Origin of the sequence: Pseudonocardia humida (assembly GCF_023898865.1) — a bacterium.
GTDB lineage: Bacteria > Actinomycetota > Actinomycetes > Mycobacteriales > Pseudonocardiaceae > Pseudonocardia > Pseudonocardia humida.
Window position 1 is genome coordinate 61,518 of record NZ_JAGSOV010000006.1, and the last position, 23,075, is coordinate 84,592.

Annotated in this window: 20 protein-coding genes; 7 read left to right on the forward strand and 13 right to left on the reverse strand. The window is 74.8% G+C overall.

Features of this window, described 5'->3' with window-relative positions; translation table 11 throughout:
* Nucleotide 1 precedes the first annotated feature (1 nt).
* The gene (locus KDL28_RS01740; RefSeq protein WP_252435353.1) at nt 2–1,165 is read left to right on the forward strand and encodes an acyl-CoA dehydrogenase family protein; all 1,164 of its coding nucleotides are present in this window, start codon (nt 2–4) and stop codon (nt 1,163–1,165) included.
* Between the two features lie 83 nt (nt 1,166–1,248).
* On the opposite strand, the gene KDL28_RS01745 is transcribed toward KDL28_RS01740, so the two are convergent.
* Nucleotides 1,249–2,055: a class I SAM-dependent methyltransferase gene (locus KDL28_RS01745; RefSeq protein ID WP_252435354.1), complete on the reverse strand. Its 807-nt coding sequence runs from the start codon at nt 2,053–2,055 to the stop codon at nt 1,249–1,251.
* Entirely contained in the window at nt 2,052–3,065 is a 1,014-nt protein-coding gene (locus tag KDL28_RS01750) for a methylenetetrahydrofolate reductase (RefSeq protein ID WP_252435355.1), read from the reverse strand. Before KDL28_RS01750 ends, KDL28_RS01745 begins: the two co-directional genes overlap by 4 nt.
* A 177-nt stretch (nt 3,066–3,242) precedes the next feature.
* On the opposite strand from KDL28_RS01750, the gene KDL28_RS01755 reads away from it, so the two are divergent.
* The 4 genes from KDL28_RS01755 (at nt 3,243) to KDL28_RS01770 (ending at nt 7,939) form a co-directional block, all read left to right on the forward strand.
* Entirely contained in the window at nt 3,243–4,241 is a 999-nt protein-coding gene (locus KDL28_RS01755; protein ID WP_252435357.1) for a manganese catalase family protein, read from the forward strand.
* 619 nt (nt 4,242–4,860) lie between these two features.
* Nucleotides 4,861–5,895, forward strand: a complete 1,035-nt coding sequence (locus KDL28_RS01760) for an erythromycin esterase family protein (protein ID WP_252435358.1) — start codon at nt 4,861–4,863, stop codon at nt 5,893–5,895.
* On the forward strand, nt 5,853–6,893 hold the full coding sequence (locus KDL28_RS01765) for an LLM class flavin-dependent oxidoreductase (protein ID WP_252435359.1): 1,041 nt from the start codon (nt 5,853–5,855) through the stop codon (nt 6,891–6,893). Before KDL28_RS01760 ends, KDL28_RS01765 begins: the two co-directional genes overlap by 43 nt.
* Nucleotides 6,894–7,006: 113 nt before the next feature.
* Nucleotides 7,007–7,939 carry an SDR family NAD(P)-dependent oxidoreductase gene (locus KDL28_RS01770; protein ID WP_252435361.1) on the forward strand — a complete coding sequence of 311 codons (933 nt, stop codon included), beginning with the start codon at nt 7,007–7,009 and terminating at the stop codon, nt 7,937–7,939.
* 23 nt (nt 7,940–7,962) lie between these two features.
* Here the strand turns inward: KDL28_RS01770 and KDL28_RS01775 are convergent, their stop codons facing one another.
* The 7 genes from KDL28_RS01775 to KDL28_RS01805 all read right to left on the reverse strand — a co-directional run bounded on the left by KDL28_RS01775 (nt 7,963) and on the right by KDL28_RS01805 (nt 15,106).
* Nucleotides 7,963–9,285, reverse strand: coding sequence for an MFS transporter (locus KDL28_RS01775; protein WP_252435423.1), 1,323 nt, complete (start codon nt 9,283–9,285; stop codon nt 7,963–7,965).
* A 202-nt stretch (nt 9,286–9,487) separates the two neighbouring features.
* Nucleotides 9,488–10,135: a TetR/AcrR family transcriptional regulator gene (locus tag KDL28_RS01780; RefSeq protein WP_256500589.1), complete on the reverse strand. Its 648-nt coding sequence runs from the start codon at nt 10,133–10,135 to the stop codon at nt 9,488–9,490.
* Nucleotides 10,136–10,175: 40 nt separating this feature from the next.
* Nucleotides 10,176–11,255, reverse strand: coding sequence for a phosphotriesterase family protein (locus tag KDL28_RS01785; RefSeq protein ID WP_252435363.1), 1,080 nt, complete (start codon nt 11,253–11,255; stop codon nt 10,176–10,178).
* Nucleotides 11,252–12,283, reverse strand: coding sequence for a DctP family TRAP transporter solute-binding subunit (locus KDL28_RS01790; protein ID WP_252435365.1), 1,032 nt, complete (start codon nt 12,281–12,283; stop codon nt 11,252–11,254). The genes KDL28_RS01785 and KDL28_RS01790 overlap by 4 nt, the downstream gene beginning before the upstream one ends.
* 2 nt (nt 12,284–12,285) lie before the next feature.
* Nucleotides 12,286–13,272, reverse strand: a complete 987-nt coding sequence (locus KDL28_RS01795) for a shikimate dehydrogenase (protein WP_252435367.1) — start codon at nt 13,270–13,272, stop codon at nt 12,286–12,288.
* On the reverse strand, nt 13,269–14,543 hold the full coding sequence (locus tag KDL28_RS01800; protein ID WP_252435368.1) for a TRAP transporter large permease: 1,275 nt from the start codon (nt 14,541–14,543) through the stop codon (nt 13,269–13,271). The genes KDL28_RS01795 and KDL28_RS01800 overlap by 4 nt, the downstream gene beginning before the upstream one ends.
* Nucleotides 14,540–15,106, reverse strand: coding sequence for a TRAP transporter small permease (locus KDL28_RS01805; RefSeq protein WP_252435369.1), 567 nt, complete (start codon nt 15,104–15,106; stop codon nt 14,540–14,542). The genes KDL28_RS01800 and KDL28_RS01805 overlap by 4 nt, the downstream gene beginning before the upstream one ends.
* Before the next feature lie 128 nt (nt 15,107–15,234).
* Here KDL28_RS01805 and KDL28_RS01810 point away from each other — a divergent pair, with 128 nt between their 5' ends.
* Complete coding sequence (locus tag KDL28_RS01810) at nt 15,235–16,257, forward strand: LacI family DNA-binding transcriptional regulator (RefSeq protein ID WP_252435370.1); 1,023 nt, start codon at nt 15,235–15,237, stop codon at nt 16,255–16,257.
* The gene (locus KDL28_RS01815; protein ID WP_252435372.1) at nt 16,254–18,167 is read left to right on the forward strand and encodes a sugar phosphate isomerase/epimerase and 4-hydroxyphenylpyruvate domain-containing protein; all 1,914 of its coding nucleotides are present in this window, start codon (nt 16,254–16,256) and stop codon (nt 18,165–18,167) included. The genes KDL28_RS01810 and KDL28_RS01815 overlap by 4 nt, the downstream gene beginning before the upstream one ends.
* Here KDL28_RS01815 and KDL28_RS01820 read toward each other — a convergent pair.
* The 4 genes from KDL28_RS01820 to KDL28_RS01835 all read right to left on the reverse strand — a co-directional run bounded on the left by KDL28_RS01820 (nt 18,113) and on the right by KDL28_RS01835 (nt 22,961).
* A complete protein-coding gene (locus KDL28_RS01820) occupies nt 18,113–19,438 on the reverse strand; it encodes an enolase C-terminal domain-like protein (RefSeq protein WP_252435373.1) in 1,326 nt (441 codons plus the stop codon). The two genes, KDL28_RS01815 and KDL28_RS01820, sit on opposite strands and share 55 nt — an antisense overlap.
* Nucleotides 19,435–21,015, reverse strand: a complete 1,581-nt coding sequence (locus KDL28_RS01825; protein ID WP_308215908.1) for an aldehyde dehydrogenase (NADP(+)) — start codon at nt 21,013–21,015, stop codon at nt 19,435–19,437. The genes KDL28_RS01820 and KDL28_RS01825 overlap by 4 nt, the downstream gene beginning before the upstream one ends.
* On the reverse strand, nt 21,012–21,944 hold the full coding sequence (gene kdgD / locus KDL28_RS01830) for a 5-dehydro-4-deoxyglucarate dehydratase (RefSeq protein ID WP_252435374.1): 933 nt from the start codon (nt 21,942–21,944) through the stop codon (nt 21,012–21,014). The genes KDL28_RS01825 and kdgD overlap by 4 nt, the downstream gene beginning before the upstream one ends.
* 114 nt (nt 21,945–22,058) lie before the next feature.
* On the reverse strand, nt 22,059–22,961 hold the full coding sequence (locus KDL28_RS01835) for a LysR family transcriptional regulator (protein WP_252435375.1): 903 nt from the start codon (nt 22,959–22,961) through the stop codon (nt 22,059–22,061).
* Nucleotides 22,962–23,075: the final 114 nt, after the last annotated feature.

Consider the following 23,075-nt stretch of genomic DNA (forward strand, 5'->3'; position numbering starts at 1 on the left):
GATGACCGAGTGGACCAAGATCGCCACCCAGCTGGCCGAGGAGTTCGCTCCGCGGGCCGCCGAGATCGATCGGGAGGCCCGTTTCCCGTTCGAGAACGTCGAACGCATGAAGGAGGTGGGCTACCTCAGCTCGGTGGTGCCCACCGAGCTGGGGGGAGGCGGTGTCGACCTGGCCACCTTCGCCGCCTGCCAGAAGATCATCGCCGGGGCCTGCGCGTCGACCGCGCTGGCCACCAACATGCACCTGTTCGGCGTCGGCGCGGCCGCCGAGGGTTGGAAGGGCGGTGAGCGCGCCGCGGAGCCGATCTTCCGGATGGTCGCCGCCGGGGTGATCGTCGGCGGCAGCCTCACCGACGCCGCCACCGGCCTCAACGTCCGCACGTCCTCGACCCCGGCGCACCCCGTCGAGGGCGGCTACCTGATCAAGGGCCGCAAGTCGTTCTGCTCGCTGGCCCCGGTGCTGCAGTTCTTCTGGGGCACCGCGGCCGACACCGAGACCGGCCGGCTGCTGCTGTTCGGCCTGGGCCGCGACACGCCCGGGCTGAGGTTCGTCGACACCTGGGACACCATGGCGATGCGCGGGACCGGCTCGTGGGACGTCGTCTTCGAGGACGTGTTCGTGCCCGATGCCGCCGTCCAGCGCGGCAGCGACCCGAGCGCCCCGCCGGTGTGGGACGCCGCCCAGGAGCGCACGTTCGCCTGGTTCGCGGTCTCGATCGCCGCGGTCTACCTGGGCATCGCCCGCAGCGCCGCGCGGTTCGCCTACGACTACGTCGGCGGGCGGACCGTCACCGGGGCCTCGCTGCCGATGGCCCGCCAGCCCGCCCAGGTGAGCAGCGCCGCGGAGATCGAGCTGGCCCTGCGCCCGGCCGAGGCGATGCTCAACGACGTGATCACCCGCCGGGCCGCGGGGGAGCTGCTGCAGCCCTCGGACATCCAGGCCCTCAAGTACGTCTCGGTGAACGCGGCCGACGCCGCGGTCGACCGCTGCGTGCGGATGGTCGGGGGGCACGGCATCTTCCGGAAGCTGCCGCTGGAGCGCTACTACCGCGACGTGCGGGCCGGGCAGTTCCACCCGCCGTCCAACGACGTGGCGGTGGAGACGATCGGGAAGGCGGCGCTGGGCATCGACCCGGCGGCCGAGCCGCGCTGGCCTGCTGATTAGCCGCGGCACTGAGCGGGTGCACGCCGTCGTCGCAGCGCGGCACGGCGGCGTGCACCGTCCACATCAGACCGATCGGGACGCGGTCAGCGGGCGGTGGCGTGCAGCAACCACCCGGCGACCGCCCCGGAGCCCAGCAGCCGGCCCATCCGCTCCTGCTGCTCGCCGGCCTGGCCGAACCGCGGGTCGTCGCCGTGCGCGTCGGCGACGGCCCGCTCCACCCGGTCGATGCGCTCCTGCCACGAGCGCGGGGTGGCGGGCAGGTCGGCCGCCGCCACCTGCTGGACGACGTCGAAGCCGGCCACGTCGAGCGCGCGCGCCAGCTCGTCGTGGGTGGGGAAGGAGTTGCCCTCCGGGGCGTCCAGCACCGGCTGCCGCTCGGCCACCAGTACGAACAGCCCGAGCGGGCGCCCGGGCGCCAGCACCCGGTGCAGCGCGGCCAGCAGCGCGCCCTTCGCCTCGGTCGTGCACAGCACCCCGAGGCACCACACGGCGTCGGCGGTGCCGGTGGCCAGGGGCAGCCGGTCGCCGGTGCCGGCCGCCGTTGGGAAGCCGAACAGCTCGCGCGCCGCCCGGCAGGCCCCGACCATGGGATCCACCAGCACCGGGCGCACGCCGAAGCGCTCCGCGGCGAACGCCGCCGGGCCGCCGACCCCGGCGCCCGCGTCGACCAGCCGCGAACCGGCGGCCAGTTCGCACGCCTCGCCCAGCCAGGTCAGCGCGGGCGGGCTGGCGGTGCCGCGGCAGGCGGCCGGGACGGCGTGGTCGGGGCCGAGCGCGGCCACCGCGTCGCGGGTCCAGCCGGCCACCACGTCGAACTCGGCCTCCATCGCCGAGTCCTCCTCCGCCGGTCCCTCCTCCGCTGCGCCCCGCTCGGTCGCGTTCCCCGTCATGTCGCCCGCCCTCCGCTGATCCGCCGACCCACCTCGGCCTTGATCCCGGCCGCGAACTCCACCCCGCGGGCCGAGGCCGACCCGGACAGGTTGACCCCGACTACCCCGTCGACGGCGAGCAAAGCGCGCGCCTCGGCCACGGCGGCGGCGATCCCGGCGGCGACCGGGTCGGGCGCCCGCAGCACCGCGTCGACCTGCTCCGGGTCGAGGTGCAGACCCGGGAAGCGCTGCAGCACCGAGGCCGAGTGCTCGTCGGTGTAGACCGCGACCCCGGCGACGAGCGGCACGGTCGCCCCCGCGGCCCGCGCGGCGGCGGCGAATGCCGCCAGCCGGTCGACCGAGCCCACGTGGTTGAGCACGGCGAGCCGGGCCCCGGCGCGCTGCTTCTCGCGCAGTCGCGCCGGGCGGATCGGCACCGGGGGCGCGTCGGGCGCCTCGGGCACCGCCGCCACCAGCCCGGCCGCCGCGGCCAGCGCGGCCAGCCGGGTGCCGTCGACGTCGAAGACCTGGGTGGCGCCGAGGCGCACCCCGGGCGCGCGGCCGTCGCCGGTCACGCACAGCACCCCGGCCACCCCGACCTCGGCCAGCCCGGCGACCTCCTGCTCGAGCACCACCCGGTTGCGGTCGCGGCAGCTCAGGGTGATCACGGGCTGCCCGCCCATGTCGCGGATCAGCGTCGCCATCAGCGCCGGCGGGAAGTCCGGGCGCCCGTGGTGCTCGCCGACCAGCAGGGCGTCGCACGACCCGGCCAGGATCCGGGTCACGGCCCGCACGTTCGCCGCGTCGAACGGCCGGACGGTGAGGTCGGTCAGCACGACCGGGCGGGTCCGCGCCCGCTCCAGCAGGGCCGAGGGCCCAGGCGCCGGGGGTTCCTCGCCGTGCCAGGCCACGACCTCACCGCCCACCGCGAACGGGCACGGGTGGGCGGCCATCTCGCAGGTCAGGTCCGGGCGCACTCCACCGCACGGCCCGTACTCCATGCGCTTCGGGCAGCCGTCGTCCTCGGGCACCGGCCCAGTCTGCGACCGCGCGCGGCCACGCGCTGCCCGACCGGCGAGCCCATCCCGGAGGCCGATTCGAAGAATAAGTCGCCGCAGAGGGGTACACCGCGCGGTTGCGGGCATGGCAGTCCAGCACCACCGGGAGATCCGAACGGGCCGCCCGCCGCTGACGACGAGGAGTTCCTCGTGTTCCTGCACGTGCAGAAGCTGATCAACGAGATCGTGCCCGACGAGCCGGACCCGGCCGCCGCCAACGCCTTGCAGGAGGGGCTGGGCGGGCAGTTCGGCGAGATGCGCACGATGATCCAGTACCTGTTCCAGAGCTTCAACTTCCGCGGCGCGACCGGCAAGCCCTACCGGGACCTGCTCTACGGGGTGGGCACCGAGGAGATCAGCCACGTCGAGCTGATCGGCACCACGATCGCCCGGCTGACCGACGGCTCGCCCCGCTACAACGGCAAGGCGACCAAGCCGGTGGACGAGCCCGGCAAGGGCGGGGCCACACCGCTCTCCGACGCGCTGAGCATGGGCAACATCCACCACTACCTGGTCGCCGGGCAGGGCGCGCTGCCGGTGGACTCCGCGGGCAACCCGTGGTCGGGCTCCTACGTCTACAACAGCGGCAACCTGGTGCTCGACCTGCTCTACAACCTGATGCTGGAGTCGACCGGGCGGCTGCAGAAGTGCCGCATCTACGAGATGACCAGCAACAAGACCGCGCGGGCGACGATCTCCTACCTGATCGTGCGCGACCAGGCCCACGAGAACGCCTACGCCAAGGCGCTGGAGAGCCTGGGGATCGACTGGGGCAGGACGCTGCCGATCCCGAAGACCGACGCGGAGCGGTTCCCGGAGGTCAAGAAGCTGCTCGACCAGGGCCTGCACCTCAAGCAGTACACGTTCAGCGCCGACAACCTCTCCGAGGCCGGCAAGATCTACCGCGGCTCGGCCCCGGCCGCCGTGGGCGGGGGCACGCTGAGCACCGAGCAGATGCCCGACGGGTTCCCGATGGACATCGCGGTGGAGCGCCCGGAGGAGTTCGCCCCCGGCCTCGACCCCGACCTGCTCGCACTGGTGCAGGCGACCGCGGAGCTGGAGCTGGCCGACGCGGACGACCCCGGCTCGAACGGCGCCTCCGCGAGCCCGGCGACCGCGAGCACGAAGAGCGCGGTCAAGAAGAAGTGAGCCGCGCCGGGCGGGCGGCCCTCCCGGCCGCCCGCCCGGGCCCGGGTCGGCCCCGTCCGGGTGCGATCATCAGGGCCGGCCACGGCGACACCAGCCCGCGCGGCGACGGCGCCGGGTTCCTCCGCGTGCTGGACGGCGCGACCCTGGCGATCCCGGACCGGCGCGGGAACCTGCGCACCGACACCTCCCACAACGTGCTGTCCGACGACCGCGTCTCGCTCGCCGCCGCGGTGCCGGGCCGGACCGAGGTCGCGCACGTGGACGGCACGGCCGCCGTCACCGACGACCCCGCGCTGCTGGCCGCCGTGGCCGTGGGCGGGAAGCCGCCCGCGGCGGCGCTGGTGGTGCGGGGTGCGGCACGCGGGCGTGCAGCACAAGGAGGCGCTGCGCCGCTCCCGGGCGTGGGACCGGTCCGCGCACGTCGACCCGTCCACCGTGCCGGACATGATGGCGTTGGCCGCCCGGCACCCTGGCGGCCGACCGGGAGGTCGGCACCCTGCTGCGGGCCGCCGGGCGCGGGCCGGCTCGGCCGCCGGGGCTGGTGCGGCGCGGGATCGACCGGGATGCCTCGGTCACCAGCGGTTGACCTCGACCCGACTTCACCTCCTAGCGTCGGGGTGTGGACGTCGGACCGGACGAGGTCAGCCGCTGGGTGTCGGAGCACGTGCGACCGCTGTCGCTCGAGGGGGTGCCCGAGTTGCCGCCCGCGCTGTCGGGGAAGGCGGTGGTCGGCATCGCCTCGGCGGTGCGCTCCGCGCGCGAGCTGGTGCTGGCCACCCACGCCCTGCTGCGCGCCCTCGTCGCCGACGGCGTGCGCGCGGTGGCGATCGAGGGCACCGACCAGCCCTACCGCACCGCGCGGGCGCTCGACCTGTGGGTGCGCACGGGCGAGGGCGACCCGGACGCCCTGCTGCGGGCGAGCCAGGGCTTCCTGCACCACCGGGAGGCCGCCGCGGTCCTGCGGTGGCTGCGCTCCTACGCGCGCGAGCACCCCGAGGACCCGGTGCGGGTCGTGCACGACACCTCCGACGGCGACGACCCCGAGGACCTGGCGTCGGTGGAGCGCGAGCTCGCCCGCCGCGACCTCGCGTGGCACCGGCGCACCGGGCAGCGCGTCGCGCACTGGGGCGGCACCGCGCACGTCGTCGCGGCGCCGGAACGGGTCATCCCGACCTCGCCGTGGGAGAACCACCCCAACGCAGGCGGGCTCCTGCGGCAGGCCCTGGGCGACGGGTACGCCGTCGTCGCGCTGACCTTCGGGCGCGGCAGCGTCCCGTTCCCGGTCCCGCAGGTGGCCCCGGGCTTCACCGAGGCGCTGCTCGCCGGGGCCCCGGAGCCGGTGCTGCTGGCGCTGGACGACCTGGACGGCGCTCCGCGGGGCATCCGGAGGTGGGCGTCCGAACCGCTGGTGACCCGGATGATCGGCCCGGTGTACGACCCGGTCCGCGACACCGACTTCCGCGTCGAGGCGGGCCCGGTCGCCGAGAGCGTCGACGCGCTGGTGCACGTGCCGGTGGCCACCGCGGTCACGCCGCTCCCGGCGCTTGCCCCGTCCACCGACCGGGGCCACCATCGTCACCGGAAGATCGAGTTCGCGGCTCGGGAGGGCGAATGCCGGTCGCCGGGCAACCGCTGCGGCGGATGGGGTTCCTGACCATCGGCCTGTTCGACGCCGACGACCCCGCGGCGGGCCACGAGACCACGCTGCAGATCATCGAGCTGGGCGAGCGGCTGGGCTTCGACAGCGCCTGGTTGCGCCACCGGCACCTGCAGTTCGGCATCTCCTCCCCGGTCGCGGTGCTCGCCGCGGCCAGCCAGCGCACCCGGCGCATCGAGCTGGGCACCGCCGTCACGCCGCTGGGCTGGGAGAACCCGCTGCGCGTCGCCGAGGACTGGGCCACCGTGGACGTGCTGTCCGGGGGCAGGCTCAACCCGGGGTTCAGCGTCGGCCCGCCGATGAACTACGAGCGGGTGCGCGGGGCCCTCTACCCCGACACCGGCGACGTGGAGGACTTCACCACCGAGCGGGTGGCGCGGCTGCTGCGGCTGGTGCGCGGCGAGCCGGCCAGCGACTTCCGCGGCCGGCAGGGCTTCGAGGAGTTCTCCGAGCGGGTGCAGCCGCACTCCCCCGGGCTCGCCGGCAGGCTGTGGTACGGCGCGGCGAGCCGGAAGTCCGCGCGCTGGGCCGGTGAGCAGGGCCTGAACCTGTTGACCAGCAGCGTCGTCAAGGTCGAGAGCGGCGCCGAGGACCCGGACGCCCCGGTGGACTTCGCCGAGGTCCAACGCGCGTCGATCCGGGCCTTCCGCGCCGCCCACCCCGACGGCGACGCCGCGCGCGTCTCGCAGGGGCTGGTCGTCATCCCCACCGACAGCGCCACCGCCGAGCAGCGGGCCAGGTACGCCGCCTACGTCGAGGCCCGCACGCCCCGGACCGCGAGCCCGCAGGGGCCCGCCCGGATGCTCTTCGCCCGCGACCTGATCGGCACGTCCGAGGAGGTCGCCGAGCAGCTGCACGCCCACGCCGGGTTCCAGGAGGTCGACGAGGTGGCGTTCGCGCTGCCGTTCAGCTTCGAGCCCGACGACTACGTGCAGATCCTCACCGACATGGCCACCCGCCTCGGGCCGGCGCTGGGCTGGCGACCCACCGGCTGATCTGCGTCCTTCTGCACATCCGCGCGCGTCCTGCGACGCGGACACCCCGGTGCGGTCCCGGCATCGTGGCGCCGGGGGCGGGAGCCCGCCCGCACCGCGACCGGGGAGCCGCCATGACCGAGCCAGCCGCACCTCCCAGCGGGAAGGTCGCCGTGGTGACCGGGGCCGCGGGCGGCATGGGTCGGGTGCTGGTGACCGAGCTGGCCCGGCGCGGCCACACCGTGGTCGCGGTGATCCGCACCCCCGCCGACGGCGAGCGGCTGCGCGCCGAGGTGGCCGCGCGGATCGGCGTCGACCGGCTGGACGCGCGGGCCGCCGACCTCGCCGACCTCGCGGCCGTGCACGAGCTGGCCGCCGGGGTGCGCTCGCGCCACCCCGAGCTACACCTGCTCGTGAACAACGCCGGCGCGCTGCTCCGCCGGCGCGCGGTGACCGCGCAGGGCGTGGAGATGCACGTGGCGGTGGACCACCTGGCCGCCTTCGCGCTGACGGACCTGCTGCTCGAGCCGCTGCGGGCGGGGGCACCGGCCCGGGTCGTCAACGTGGTGTCGGCGACGATCGCCGACACCCGCCGGTTCCCGGTGCGCCGCCGCCCGCGCCCGGTGCTGCTCGACCCGTTCGAGGTCGCGGACCTGCGCCGGATGAACCCGGACGTGCGCTTCGCGCCGTTCCAGGCCTACGCCCGGGCCAAGCTGCTGACCGTGATGTGCGGCTACCTGCTGGCCGAGCGGCTGCGCGGGACCGGCGTCACGGTGAACGCGGTGCACCCCGGCGTGGTCGCCACCCGGATCGCCGCGGACGCCCTGCCCGCGGTGCTGGCGCCGCTGGCCGGGGCGCTGCGGCGGTTCCTGCTGACCCCCGAGCAGGGTGCCGCGGCCGTCCTGCGCGTGGCCACCGCGCCTGAGCTCGACGGCGTGACCGGCCGGTACTTCGTGCGCGACGCCGAGGCGCGCTCGCCGGAGGTGTCCTACGACCGGGACATTCAGGAGTGGCTGTGGGCCGCCAGTGCCGCGGTCACCGGTCGGGCGCGGGGGCTCACGCCGTGAGGTGGACCCCGCGCCCGGCCCGGTCACGCCGCCCGGACGCCCTCGTCCGCGCTCGCCGGGCGCTTGGCGCCCAGCTCGGCCATCGGGGTGCGGTAGGTCTCCCGCGCGCTGGCCGCGGCGAGCGCCGAGACCACGCACAGCCCGGCGGTGAAGATCGCCACCGGGAGCCAGCCCGACAGCTCCCCGCCGGCCAGCGACGCCGCGATGGTGGGCGCGAAGCCACCGATCGCGAAGCCGATCTGGGTGCCCAGCGCCATCCCGGACAGCCGCACCTTCGTCGGGAACATCTCGGCGTAGAAGGCGGGCCAGACCCCGTTGGGCGCGCTGTAGACCACTCCGGACAGCAGCACGCCGATCACGAAGATGAGCACGTAGGACCCCGTGGTGATGGACCACAGGTAGGCCCCGACGAGCACCGCGCTGCCCAGCGTCCCGGCGATGAACACCGGCTTGCGCCCGACCCGGTCGGCCAGCGCGGCCAGCAGCGGGATCGCGCCCAGCGCGACGACGTTGGCCAGGATCGCGACCCACAGCATGACCGAGCGGTCCAGACCGCCGGGTTCCACCGCGAACGCCAGCGCGAACACGCCGAAGATCGTGCTGACCGAGGCGACGGTGGCGGCCAGGACGACGCGCAGGACGTCGGCCCAGTGGTCGCGGAACAGCACGGCCAGCGGCAGCTCGGGGCGCTTGCCCCGCTCGACCTCCTCGGTGAACACCGGCGTCTCGTCGAGTGTGCGCCGGATGACGAAGGCGACCACGACGACGATCGCCGACAGCCAGAACGGCACCCGCCAGCCCCAGGACAGCAGGGTCTCCTCGGGCATCGCCGCGACCGGCAGGAACACCGCGGTGGCCAGGATGGACCCGGCCTGGGTGCCGCTGAGGGTGAAGCTGGTGAAGAAGGCGCGCCGGTGGTCGGGGGCGTGCTCGATGCTCATCGAGTTCGCGCCGGCCTGCTCGCCGCCCGCGGACAGCCCCTGCAGCAGCCGCAGCACGACCAGCAGCACCGGGGCCAGCGTGCCGATCTGCTCGTAGTCGGGCAGGCAGCCGACCAGGAAGGTGGCCGCGCCCATCAGCAGGATCGTCAGCACCAGCACCCGTTTGCGGCCGAACCGGTCGCCGATGTGACCGAGCACGATCGCGCCGATCGGGCGGGCGACGTAGCCGACGCCGAACGTGGCCAGGGAGAGCAGCGTGCCGACCGCCGGGTCCGAGGACGGGAAGAAGATCTTGTTGAAGACGAGGGCGGCGGCGGTGCCGTAGATGAAGAAGTCGTAGTACTCCAGAGCGCTGCCGATCCAGGCGGCCAGCGCCGCCTTGCGCGGCTTGCCCGCGGGTGGCAGGGGGACGGCGGAGCCGGGTGCGGGTGCGTGGGCGGGCTCTTCTGGCGAGGTCACGGAGGGCTCCCTGAGGAGGCGACGATGCGGGACAGGGCAGACCAGCGGGTGGCGCGTATGTACTGAACGGTTATGTACCGTTTAGTGAGGTACCGGATGGTGAGTTAACCCGGTCGGGGTTGTCAAGGGTGGACGCACGGGCGGGAGGTCAGCGCGCGGTCAGGTAGTCCAGCACCAGATCGCCCAGCAGCGCGCGGTAGTGCTCGCGGCGGGCCGGGTCGAGCATGTCGCGCCGGAAGATCGCGCTCCAGGTGTGCCGGTTGGCGATGCGGAACACGCAGAACGCGCTGATCACCATGTGCACGTCGAGCGCGTCGACGTCGTCGCGGAACAGGCCCTCGGCGCGGCCGCGCTCCAGGATCCCGGTCAGCACCTGCAGCGCGGGCCCGGCCAGCTCCTCCAGCATCGGAGAGGCCACCAGGTGCTCCGCGCGGTGGATGTTCTCGATGCTGACCAGTCGGATGAAGTCGGGGTGCGACTCGTGGTGGTCGAAGGTGAGCTCGGCGAGCTGGCGGATGGCCCGCACCGGGGGCAGGTGCTCGACGTCGAGCTGCCGCTCGAGCGCGCGGATGCCGGCGTAGGCCCGCTCCAGCACGGCCAGGTAGAGGCCTTCCTTGCTGCCGAAGTAGTAGTAGAGCATCCGCTTGGTGGTGCTGGTGCGGGCGGCGATCTCATCCACCCGGGCACCGGAGTAGCCCTGGTCGGCGAACACCCTCGTGGCGACGTCGAGGATCTCGGCGCGCGTGCGGTCGGCGTCGCGGGTGCGGTCCTCGGGCGGCACGGACGAGGCGACCAACGACGACCTCCCGGGACGCGGCGAAGAGCAGGCCTTGACTCTAGGACGGCCGCGGCGTCGGTGCGGCCCCGGCTACCGGGGCGTGCCGTCGTCGCGCGGGCCCGGGCGCCAGCAGCCGCGCCGGGTTGACCACCAGCATCCGGTGCAGGTCCGCCGCGCTCGCCCCGCCGGCGCGCAGCATCGGCAGCACGCGGCGGGACAGGTTCTCGTAGTGCCAGTGGGGGGCGTGGACCGCCCGCCACGACGGCGGGGTCACCCGGCTGAAGCAGGCCGCGTCGTGCGAGAGCACCATCCGGTCGGCGTACCCTTCGGCGAGCAGCGCGAGGACGGTGGCGACCCGCCGCTCGTCGGGGAGCACGTGCTCCATGCCGAAGCGGTCCATGCCGATCGTGGAGCCGGCGTCCATCAGCGCACGAAGCTGGTCGAGGTCCTCGCTGTCGCCGCTGTGGCCGATGATGATGCGCTCAGGCGGGACGCCGCGGGCGCCGAGGAACTCCTGCTGGGCCGGGCCGGTGCGGCTGGCCGGGCGGCTGTGCGTCGTGATCGTGACACCGGTGCGCACGTGCGCCTCGGCGGCGGCGGACATCACCCGCGCGACGTCCGGGGTGATGCCCGGCTCGTCCGTGACCACCTTGAGCATCCCGGCCCGGACCCCGGTGCCTGCGATGCCCTCCTCGATGTCGCGCACGAAGAACTCGACCAGCGGGTCGGGACCGCCGACCGGCCGACCCGGCCCGTGCGTGCCGAAGAACGCCGGTAGCACGTCCGCGGTGTAGTAGCCGGTGGCCGCGACCAGGTGCAGCGGGACCCGCTCGGCCACCGCGGCCAGCCGGGCGACGTCGCGGCCCAGGCCCAGCACAGTCAGGTCCACCACCGTGCGCACCCCCAGGCCGTGCAGCCGGGTCAGCCGCTCGACGGCGTCCTCGATCGCGCGGTCGGGGTCCCACTCGGGGTGCGGGTGGTTGAGGTCGAGCTCGGGGTGGCCGACGAAGACGTGCTCGTGGACGAGCGTCGGCCCCAGCGCGGCGGGGTCGACCGGGCCCCGGAAGGTGGGGACGGCGTCCCCGGGGCCGGTCCGCGACGGACCGGCCCCGAGGGCCGGGGACGAACCGCCGGTCACGAGGCCGCGTTGCGGATGGCCTCGTAGACGGGCAGCTGCTCGGGGCTGAGGTTCGCGCGCAGGTACTGCTCGGCCTGCGCGCGGAACGCCGCCACGTCGACGTCCTCGACGACCTGGAACGCACCGGCGGTGCGGTACTCGTCGAGGATCCGCGTCTCATCCTCGGCGACGCAGCCGGGCACCTGCTCCACCGCGCTGTCGACCGCCGCCGAGAGCGCCTGCTGCTGCTCGGGCGAGAGCTCCTCCCAGACCGGCCCGAGGATGACCAGGTTCGAGTTCTGCTGGTGGCCCGACAGGCTCAGGAAGTCCTGCACCTCACCGAGGTTCAGCGCGTCGATGTTGACGATCGGGTTCTCCTGGCCGTCGACGGTGCCCTGCTGCAGCGCCAGGTAGAGCTCCTCGAAGGCGACCTCCGTCGGGTTCGCGCCCAGCGCGCGGGCGTTCATCAGGAACTGCGGCGAGTTGGGGAAGCGCATGCGCAGCCCCTGCAGGTCGGCGGGCTGACGGATGGGCTGGTTGGCGGTGAACTGCCGGGCTCCAGCCGACCACGCGCCCAGCACCTGCACCCCGGTCGCCTCGGCGAAGCCGCTCTTGAGCTCGTCGGAGGCGGGGTCGGCGAAGAACCGGGCCAGGTGCTCGGCGTCGTCGAAGGCGTAGGCGGCGTCGACCACGCTCATCGGCGCGTGGGACGCGCCGAGCGCGGAGGCGCCCTGGATGTCGATGTCGATGTCCCCCGCGGCGACCGACTGGAAGCGGTCGGCGTCGCCGCCGAGCTGGCTGTTCGGGAAGATCTCCACGCTCAGCCCGACGTTCGCCGCCGCGACCTGGTCGGCGATCACCTGGGCGCCGCACCGATGCTGCGGCTGCTGGTCGGTGTAGCTGTGGGCCAGGGTCAGCTCCACCGGCGCTGGAGCGCCGGAGCCACCGGTGCCGCCCGTGTCGCCGCCCCCACCGCATGCCGTCGCCAGTAGCAGCGGCAGGACGGACGCCAGGAGCAGCGCGCGGGGCGGTCGGGGATGAGAGGACATGGTCATTCCCTTCGTTGGGCTCGTGCGTTCTGCGCTTCGGCGACGGGCGCGCGACCGGGATCGGCCGCGGTCCGGGAACCGGTCGCGCCGACCTCGTCGGCGACGAGCAGGTCGAAATCCGCGGCCATGGCCGCGCGGTCCGCCGGTCGACCCGTGACCAGCTCGAAGGCGTGGGCCGCCTGGTTGACCGCCATCGCCGCGCCGGTCAGCACCTGGCAGCCCAGGGCGCGGGCCGCGCGGACCAGCTCGGTGTGCAGGGGCCGGTACACGATGTCGGCCACCCACAGCTCGGGGCGCAGGAGCTCGGGCGGCACCGGCGAGCCGGGGTGCGCCACCATGCCCATCGGCGTGGCGTTCACCAGCCCCGCCGCGCCCGCCAGCAGCTCCGGCAGCCGGTCGGCGGTGGCGACGGTCACCGCCGTCCGGTCGCGGACCCCCTCGAGCGAGGAGGCCAGCCGCTGCGCCCGGGCGAGGTCGGTCTCGACCACCGACAGCTCGCCGACCCCCAGCCCGGCCAGGGCGTGCGCGACCGCCGTCCCGGCCCCGCCGGCACCCACCAGCACCACCCGGTCGCGGCGGACGTCGGCCAGCCCCTCGCGCATGGCCAGCGCGAAGCCGGTGATGTCGGTGTTGTGCCCGTGGGTTGACCCGCCGTCGACGACGATGGTGTTGATCGCTCCGATCCCGGCCGCCTCCGGTGCGAGGTCGTCGACCAGGGTCGCCATCGCCTGCTTGACCGGGTGGGTGGCGTTCAGCCCGTCGAAGCCGAGCGTCACCGCGTTTGCCAGCAACTCGCGCAGCCGGCCCGGGTCGAGCTGGGCGTCGCTCAGCTCGACCAGCTTGTAGGTGTAGCGCAAGCCCTGCCTGGCCGCCTCGCGTTCGTGCAGCTCAGGGCTCAGCGAGGGCCCGATCCCCTGGCCGAGCAGCCCCATGAGGTAGGAGCGGCGCGCGGGCGGCGCACCGGTCGGGACCTGCTCGCCGCCGCTCACAGGCCCAGCTCCCGCGGCAACCACATCACGGCGTCCGGGAAGGCGATGATGCCGACGAGCAGCAACAGCAGCGGCACGATGAACGGCAGCGAGCCGCGGAACACCTCACCGACCCGGGTCCGGGCCACCGCGCTGAGCACGTAGAGCACCGTCCCCACCGGTGGGGTCAGCAGCCCGATCATCAGCGAGACGATCATCAGCACGCCGAGCACGATCGGGTCCACGCCGAAGCCGGAGCTGATCGGCAGCAGGATGGGCACCACCAGCACCAGCACCGCGGTCGGGTCGACCACCGTGCCGAGGATGAGCATCAGCAGCGCGACCAGCACCATGAAGACCGTGGGGTCGTCGGTCAGCCCGAAGAAGCCCTCGGTCAGCGCCTGGGGGACCTGCTCGCGGGCCAGGATGTAGCCCAGCAGCGAGGCCGAGGACACGATCAGCATGATGCCTGCGGTGGTGACCACGGTCTCGGCGAGCACGCCGGGCAGGTCGCGCACGTGCAGCCGGCGGTAGGCGAAGCCGAGGACCAGGATGTAGGCCACGCCGACGGCGGCCGCCTCGGTGGGGGTGAACGCGCCGGTGAGGATCCCGCCGAGGATGATCACCGGGGCGCCGATCGGGGCGATGACCCGCCGGCCCGTCTCGCGCACCCGCGCCCAGGAGAACCCGACCGGGACGATGCCGGGCATGCGGCGGACCAGGACGAACACCACGACGCACAGTCCTGCGGCCATCAGCAGGGCCGGGATCACCGATGCCGCGAACAGCGCCCCGGTGGACACCGCCGCCGCCCCGGCGTAGATCACCGCGGGGATGCTGGGCGGCATGACCGGCGCGATGAGGGCCGCTGCGCCGGTCACGCCGAGCCCGAAGCGCAGCGGGTAGCCCGCGCGCAGCATCGCCGGGATCTGGATCTTCCCGAGGGCCGCGGCGTCGGCGACGGCCGACCCGCTCATCCAGGAGAAGCCCAGGCTCACCCCGACGCTGACGTAGCCCAGCCCGCCGCGCACGCGCCCGAGCACCGCCAGTGCGAAGTCGAACAGCAGGTCTGCGATACCGCCGCGGCTGGCGAGCACGCCCAGCAGCACGAACAGCGGCACCGCCAGCAGCGGGAAGCTGGCGGTCGCGTTGACCACCAGGCGCAGGCTCGATCCGAGCGACTGCCCGTCGAGCAGCAGGTAGCCCAGGCAGGGGCCGAGGAAGGAGAACGCCACCGGCACGCGCAGCGCCAGCAGCACGATGATCGCCAGGCTCAGCAGCAGCAGGTTCATGCGCGCCCCTCCCCGGTGCCCGGGGCGCCGGCCGGTTCCTCGTCGTCGTGGTCGTCGTGCGGCACCCCGTGCCGGGCGATGTGGACCGCGAGCACGGCGCCGCGCACGGCCGTGCTCACGAACCCGAGCAGGGGCAGCACGTAGAGCCAGCTCAGCGGCATTCCCATGGCGGGCGACCGGATCCGGGTCTGCGAGGTGACCAGGTCCCAGGCCTCGACCGCGAACCCGGCGCCGATCACCGCGACCATCAGCGCGGCGAACACCCGCACCGCGCGCACCAGCCCTTCGCGCGGGATCATGTCGGCCACCTGCAGGGCGATGTGGGAGTCGCTGCTCACCAGCGCCCCGGCCACCGTGAAGGTCAGCCACACCAGGCAGAACCGGGCCAGCTCGCCGGTCCACGCCCAGCCCTCCACCGGCAGGTACCGCTGTCCGGCCTGGACCAGCACCAGCAGGAAGAGCACGACGAGCGTCACCGCACCGATCCCGATCTCCACCCGGTGCAGGACGGTCGCGACGCTCGCCCGTCGCTGTCCGGTCCCGCCGTCGACGGGTTCACCCATCAGCTCGTCCTCCCGATCCGTGAGCTCCGCCGGCCACGACCTGGGGTCGGACCGTAAAGAAGCGCGTCAAGGGTGACAACCGGTTGCCAAGGGTTGCCAAAACCTCGTGACCGCACTGTGATGGGGGGGTGTCCGGTCCGACCATCTACGACGTGGCCCGATCGGCCGGCGTCGCCACATCGACGGTCTCGCGGGCTTTCACCAACCCGGCGCGGGTCGGGGAGGCGACGCGCACGCGCGTACTGGAGGTCGCCCGCGAGCTCGGCTACGAACCGAACCCGCACGCCAGGGCCCTGACGTCCAACCGGACCCAGACCGTCGCCATGGTCGTCTCCGACATCACCAACCCGCACTTCTTCGAGCTGATCCGCGGCGCCGAGATGCGCGCCAAGGCCGCCGAGTACACCCTCGTGCTGGTCAACGCGGAGGAGTCGCCGCGCATCGAGCAGGAGCAGATCCGCCGGGTCGCCCGGTCGGTCGACGGCTTCCTGCTGGCCGCCAGCCGCCAGCCCGACGCCGACCTGGCCGAGCTGGCCGCGAGCCGGCCGGTGGTGCTGATCAACCGGCAGGTGCGGGGGGTCCCCAGCGTGGTCGTCGAGCACAGCGAGGGCTGCCGGCAGATGGTCGCCCACCTGGCCTCGCTCGGCCACACCTCGCTGGTGTACCTGGCCGGACCCCGCAACTCCTGGATGGCCGGCAGCCGGTGGGCCGCGATCCGCGCCGCCGCCACCGAGCTGGGCGTGACCGCGCACCGGAGCGGGCCCTACGCGCCCACCGTCTCCAGCGGCGGAGCCGCGGCCGACGCCGCGATCGGCACCGGGGCCAGCGCGATCATCGCGCACAACGACCTGCTGGCCATCGGGGTGCTGCGGCGGCTGGCGCAGCGTTCGGTCCGGGTCCCCGACGACGTCAGCGTCGTCGGGTTCGACGACATCTTCGCCGCCGACCTGTGCACACCGGCGCTGACCACCCTGGGCGGGCCGCACGAGCAGGTCGGTCGGGCCGCGGTGGAGATCCTGCTGGACTCGCTGACGACCCGCCAGGACCGGCGGCCGGCACTGCACGTGGCGCCGCCATCGCAGCTGGTCATCCGGGACTCCACCGGCACACCGCTCGGGGCGGCCCCACAGCGACAGGGAGGTGCGGGATGACGACGCACGCGATCGCCACGGTCTGCCTGTCCGGCACGCTGGAGGACAAGCTCGACGCCGCGGCGGCGGCCGGGTTCGACGGCGTCGAGCTGTTCGAGCCCGACCTCGTCGCCTCGCCGCTGCCGCCGGCCGAGGTGCGCGCCCGCTGCACAGACCTCGGCCTGTCGATCGACCTCTACCAGCCCTTCCGCGACCTGGACTCCACCGACCCCGAGCGGTTCGCGGCCAACCTGCGCCGGGCCGAGCGCAAGTTCGACGTCATGGCCGGCCTGGGCACCGACACCGTGCTGGTGTGCTCCTCGGTCGGCGCGGACGCGGTGGCCGACCCCGACCTGATCGCCGAGCAGCTGCACGCGCTGGCCGAGCGCGCGCACGCGCGCGGGCTGCGGATCGCCTACGAGGCGCTGGCCTGGGGCACCCACGTCGACACCTACGACGGGTCGTGGGACGTCGTGCGCCGGGCCGACCACCCCTCCCTCGGGTTGTGCCTGGACAGCTTCCACGTGCTCTCCCGCGGCTCCGACCCCGCAGGCATCCGCGCGATCCCGGCCGCGAAGCTGTTCTTCCTGCAGCTCGCCGACGCGCCGCGGCTGCGGATGGACGTGCTGCAGTGGAGCCGCCACCATCGGCTCTTCCCCGGCCAGGGCGCCTTCGACCTGCCCGCCTTCGTCGAGCACGTGCTGGGCGCGGGCTACCCGGGACCGCTGTCGCTGGAGGTCTTCAACGACGTCTACCGCCAGTCCGACCCGCGGCGCACCGCGACCGACGCGATGCGCTCGCTGCTGGCGCTGCGCGAGCAGCTCGTGCGCCGCGCGGCCCCGCCCGACGGCACCGTCGCCGTCCGGCCCCCGGCACCGCCCGCGCTCACCGGGCACGCCTTCACCGAGATCGCCGCCGACGACGCCGGGGCCGCGCGCATCGCCGGCGCGCTGGAGGCGCTCGGCTTCGTCCGCTCCGGGCGGCACCGCAGCAAGCCGGTCGAGCTGTTCGAGCAGGGCGGGGCGCGGGTGCTGCTCAACACCGGGCCGCCCGCGGCCGGTTCCGAGATCGCCGCGCTGGGCCTGGAGTCGGCCGACCCGCCGCGCTCGGCGGCGCGCGCCGCCGCGCTGCACGCCCCGCTGCTGCCGCGCAGGCGCGGACCGGCCGAGGCCGACCTCGCCGCGGTCGCCGCCCCCGACGGCACCTCGGTGTTCTTCTGCCGCACCGACTCCCCCGACGGCTGGCGCACCGACTTCGTGGCCGCGCCCGGGGCGGGCGGCACCGGGGCGGGCGGCACCGGGGCCGGGTTCGTGCACGGGATCGACCACGTGGCCCTCGCCCAGCCCTACGACCAGTTCGACGAGGCCGCGCTGTTCTACCGCGCGGTGCTGGGCATGGAGCCCGAGCCCACCGCGGAGATCGCCGCCCCGTTCGGCGTGGTGCGCGACCGGGTGGTCACCGCGGGCGGGGTGCGGCTGGTGCTCACCGCCAGCCTGCTGCGCCGCGGCGGGTGGGCGCCGGGGGTGCCCGACCCGCAGTACATCGCGTTCGGCACGACCGACGCGCTGGGCACCGCCCGCGCGGCCCGCGCCGCCGGGGCGCCGCTGCTCGACATCGGGGACAACTACTACGACGACCTCGACGCCCGCTACGCGCTCGACCCCGACCTGCTCGCCGAGCTGCGCGAGCTCGGCGTCATGTACGACCGCGACGCCGGCGGCGAGTACCGCCACTTCGCCACCGAGCTGCTCGGCGGGCGGGTGTTCCTGCAGGTCGTGCAGCGCTCCCCCGGCTACGACGGGCACGCCGCGACCGACGCGCCGGTGCGCATGGCCGCGCAGCGCCGCCGCCGGCTGGCCGGGGCGGGGGGAGGCGGTCAGCGGACGAGTGCGGGGCGCTTCGGGTCGAACGCCCAGTCCTCGACGAGGTAGCGCATGGCCACGGCGTCGTCGCGGGCGCCGAGGCCGTGGTCGAGGTACAGCCGGTGGGCGCGGTCGAGCGCGGCCCGGTCGATGGTGACGCCGAGGCCGGGCCCGGCGGGGACCTCGAGGTGCCCGTCGCGGATGCGGGGCGGGTCGGTGAGCAGGTGCTCGCCGTCCTGCCATATCCAGTGCGTGTCCAGCGCGGTGATCGGCCCCGGCGCGGCCGCGCCGACGTGGGCCAGCATCGCCAGCGAGACGTCGAAGTGGTTGTTGGAGTGCGAGCCCCAGGTCAGGCCCCACTCCGCGCAGAGCTGCGCGACCCGCACGGAGCCGGCCATCGTCCAGAAGTGCGGGTCGGCCAGCGGGATGTCCACGGCGTCGGCCTTGACCGCGTGCTGCAGCTCCCGCCAGCTGGTGGCGATCATGTTGGTGGCGGTGGGCAGGCCGGTGGCGCGGCGGAACTCGGCCATGGTCTCCCGGCCGGAGAAGGCGCCCTCCCGCCCGCACGGGTCCTCGGCGTAGGCCAGGACGTGGCGCAGCCGGCGGCCGAGCCGCACGGCCTCGGCCAGCGTCCACGCGCCGTTCGGGTCGAGCGTGACGCGGGCGCCGGGGAACCGGTCCTTGAGCGCGGTGACCGCGTCGGCCTCGGCGTCGCCGGCGAGCACCCCGCCCTTGAGCTTGAAGTCGCGGAAGCCGTAGCGCGCCGCGGCCGCCTCGGCCAGCCGGACCACGGAGTCCGGGTCGAGGGCGGGGTCGCGGCGGATGCGGGCCCAGCCGTCGCCGTCGGGCTCCCCTGCGGCGTAGGGCAGGTCGGTGCGGGTGCGGTCGCCGACGTAGAAGAGGTAGCCCAGCACCGGGACGCGGTCGCGCACCCGCCCGTCGCCGAGCAGCTCGGCCACGGGCACGCCGAGGTGCCGACCGGCCAGGTCGAGCAGGGCGGACTCCAGCGCGGTGACGGCGTGCACGGCGGTGCGCAGGTCGAAGGTCTGCTCGCCGCGCCCGGTGGCGTCGCGGTGGCCGAAGCGCTCGACCACCCCGCGCAGCAGCGACCGGTACCGCGCGACCGGCTGCCCGACCAGCCCCGCCGCGGCCTGCTCGATCGTCTCCCGGATGGGCGCGCCGCCGGGGGTCTCCCCCAGCCCGGTGCGCCCGGCGCTGTCGGTGAGCAGCACGACGGTGCGGGTGAAGAACGGTCCGTGCGCGCCGCTGAGGTTGAGCAGCATGCTGTCGTGCCCGGCGACGGGCACGACCTCGACGGACTCGACGACCGGTCCGCTCACGCGAGCCCCTCGATCCGGCCGTCGACCCGGCGCAGCTGGCGCCACGGGTTGTCCGGGTGGACGGGCTCGGGCAGCAGCTCGGCGGGCAGGTCCTGGTAGGCGACCGGGCGCAGGAACCGCTCGATCGCCAGGGTGCCGACCGAGGTCGTGCGGCCGTCGGAGGTGGCGGGGAACGGACCGCCGTGCACCATCGCGTGGTTGACCTCGACGCCGGTGGGCCAGCCGCCGAAGACGATCCGCCCGGCCCTGCGCTCCAGCGCCGGCAGCAGCCGGGCGACGTCGGCGTACTCGGCGGGGGCGGCGTGCACGGTGGCGGTGAGCTGGCCCTCCAGCGCCCGGGTGGCCGCCAGCAGGTCGTCGACGCCGTCGTGGCGGACGATCAGCGCGGCCGCGCCGAACATCTCGGCCTGCAGCTCGGGTCGGGCCAGGAAGTCGCGCACGTCGACCTCGAAGACCGCCGGGGCCGGGGCGTTCCCGGTCGGGCCCGCGCTGCCGCGTCCGACCTCGCGCACGCCCGCCACCGCGGCGACCCGCGCCGCGGCGTCGACGAACGCCCGGCCGATGCCGGCGGTGAGCATGGTCTGCCCGGCCGCCGCGCCCACCTGGGCGCCGACGGTGGCGACGAACCGGTCGCCTGCGCCGCCGCGCGGCACGAACACCAGTCCGGGGTTGGTGCAGAACTGCCCGGCGCCCAGGGTGAGCGAGCCGACGAACCCGGTCGCGACGTCGTCGGTGAGCCGGTCGGGGAACAGGTAGACGGGGTTGATGCTGCTCATCTCGGCGTACACCGGGATGGGCTGCGGGCGCGCCTGGGCCACGGCCAGCAGCGCCAACCCACCGGCCCGCGAGCCGGTGAAGCCCACCGCGGCGATCAGCGGGTGGCCGACGAGCGCCGCGCCGATCTCCGTGCCCGCGCCGATCAGCGAGGAGTAGACCCCGCCGGGCAGCCCGCTGGCCGCGACCGCCTCGGCCACCGCCCCCGCCACCAGCATCCCGGTGCCCGGGTGCGCGTTGTGCGCCTTGACCACCACCGGGCAGCCCGCGGCCAGCGCGGACGCGGTGTCGCCGCCGGCGTTGGAGAAGGCCAGCGGGAAGTTGCTGGAGCCGAACACCGCGACCGGGCCGACCGGGACGCGCCGCTGCCGCACGTCGGGGCGGGGCGCGGGCTCGCGGTCGGGCCGGGCGGGGTCGATGCGCACGCCCGTGCTGCTGCCTTCGCGCAGCACCTCGGCGAACAGCCGCAGCTGGCCGGTGGTGCGCCCGCGCTCGGTGCGCAGCCGGGCCTCGGGCAGTCCGCTCTCCGCCCGCGCGCGCTCGACCAGCTCGTCGCCGAGGCCCTCGACGGCGTCGGCGATGCGCTCCAGGAACGCGGCGCGCTCCTGGGGGCTGGTGGCGCGGTAGGTGTCGAAGGCCTCCTCGGCCGCCCGCGCGGCCCGCTCGACCTCTGCCGCGCCGCCGGCGCCGAAGGCGGGCTCGAGCGCGGCACCGGTGGCCGGGTCGACCGCGCGCACCTCCCCCTCGGTGCCCACGACCGGCTCGCCCGCCACCAGCATGGCCCCGGTCAGCCGCCCGCTCACGCCCGCGCCGCCGGGGTCGCGATGCGCTCGACGAGCGCGGTCAGCGCGGTCAGCTCCGCGGCCGTCAGGTCGGTCAGCGGTGGGCGCACGGGCCCGCCGCCGCGGCCGACCGCGGTCAGCCCGGCCTTGATGATGGAGACCGCGTAGCCCTTGCGGCGGTCGCGGATGTCCAGGTAGGGCAGGACGAAGCCGTTGAGCTTGCGGTAGACGGCGTCGCGGTCGCCCGCGCGGACGTCGGCGTAGAAGTCCAGGGCGAACCGGGGCACGAAGTTGAAGATCGCCGACGAGTAGGTGGTGACGCCGAGCTGCAGGTAGGGCAGCGCGAACGTCTCCGCGGTGGGCAGCCCGCCGATGTAGGTGAACCGCTCGCCCATGCGCGCGTAGACCCGCGTCATCAGCTCGATGTCGCCGACGCCGTCCTTGAACCCGACCAGGTTGGGGCAGCTGTCGGCCAGCTCGGCCAGCGCGCTCACCCCGATGCGGGCGTTGGCGCGGTTGTAGAAGACGACGCCCAGCCCGGTGGCCGCGCACACCGCCTTCACGTGCGCCACGATCCCCTCCTCGGAGGCCTCGGTGAGGTAGGGCGGGAACAGCAGCACCCCCGAGGCCCCCGCGGCCTCGGCCGCCCTGGCCTGCCCGACGGCCTCCACCGTGCCGCGCCCGGCCGGGGCGAGCACCGGCACCGCCCCGGCGACCTCGTCGACCGCGGCCCGCACGACCCGGTCGACCTCGGCGGCGGACAGCGAGAAGAACTCGCCGGTGCCCCCGGCGGCGAACAGCCCGGCCACGTCATGGCCGGCCAGCCAGCCCAGGTGCGCGCGGTAGGCCGGCTCGTCGAACTCCAGGTCGGGGCGGAAGTGCGTGACCGGGAACGACAGCAGCCCGGCGCCGAGCTGCGCGGCCAGTTCGGTCGGGGCGAGTTCGGGCACGGGGGCCTACCTCCGGGGTCCACGGCGATGACGGCGCCACTGTAGGTCCGGGCCCGATACCCGTCTAAGTGCTTCTCGGCATCGAATGATGCGCCCGCGGCATGACGATCGGGGTCAGGACGCGGCCGGCTCGACGGGCCGCAGCGCGTCGAGCGCGTCGAGAACCCGGGTGAGCACGGGGTTCTGCACGTCGTGCCGCCACACCGCGCGCAGCTCCACGACCTCCCGGTCCCAGCCGGCCAGCGGGCGCAGCACCACGCCGTCCATCCGCAGGTGGTGCGCCGAGGCGGGCACGACGGCCAGCCCGCGCGCCGCCGCGACCAGGGCCATCATCGAGTGCACCTGGGTGACGCGGTGCGTCGAGCGGACGTGCACGTTGGCCAGCACGGTGGTCACCAGGTCGTGGAAGTACTTCGCGTCGCTGACCGAGTACGTGATCATGTCCAGGCCGTCCAGCTCGGAGACGGCCAGCGCCCCGGTGGCCGCGCCGAGCCGGTGCCCGGCGGGCACCGCGAGCAGCAGCCGCTCCCGGTGCACCAGCCGGCTGCGGTAGTGGTCGCCGCGGGGCGGCAGGCGCAGCAGGCCCAGGTCGAGCCGGCCGTCCTGCAGCCCGGCCAGCTGGCTGGCGCTCACCCCCTCGCTGAGCTCGACCTCGACGTCGGGCATCAGCTCGTCGATCTGGCGCACCAGCGGACCGAGCACCTCCAGCGCGACCGTGGCGGTGAACCCGATCGCCAGCCGCCCGGCCCAGCCCTCGGCGATCCGCCGGGCCGATCCGGGCGCGGCGTCGGCCAGCGCCAGCAGCCGGCGCGCCTCGACCAGGAACGCCTCGCCCGCCGGGGTGAGCCGGACCGAGCGGTTGTCGCGCTCCAGCAGCGTCACGCCCACGGCGCGCTCGAGCTTCTGGATCTGGCGGCTGAGCGGGGGCTGGGTCATCTTCAGCCGCTCGGCGGCCCGGCCGAAGTGCAGTTCCTCGGCGACGACGGTGAAGCTGCGGACCTGATCCAGCGAGAGCATGATGCGTGAAAGGTATCAGTTGATGCCGAAGTTGCGTTAGACAGGCATTCACGGGCTCCTTACTGTACGTGGCGATCGCCGGGCCCCCGGCCTCGCGGCGGGTGGCCATGCGCC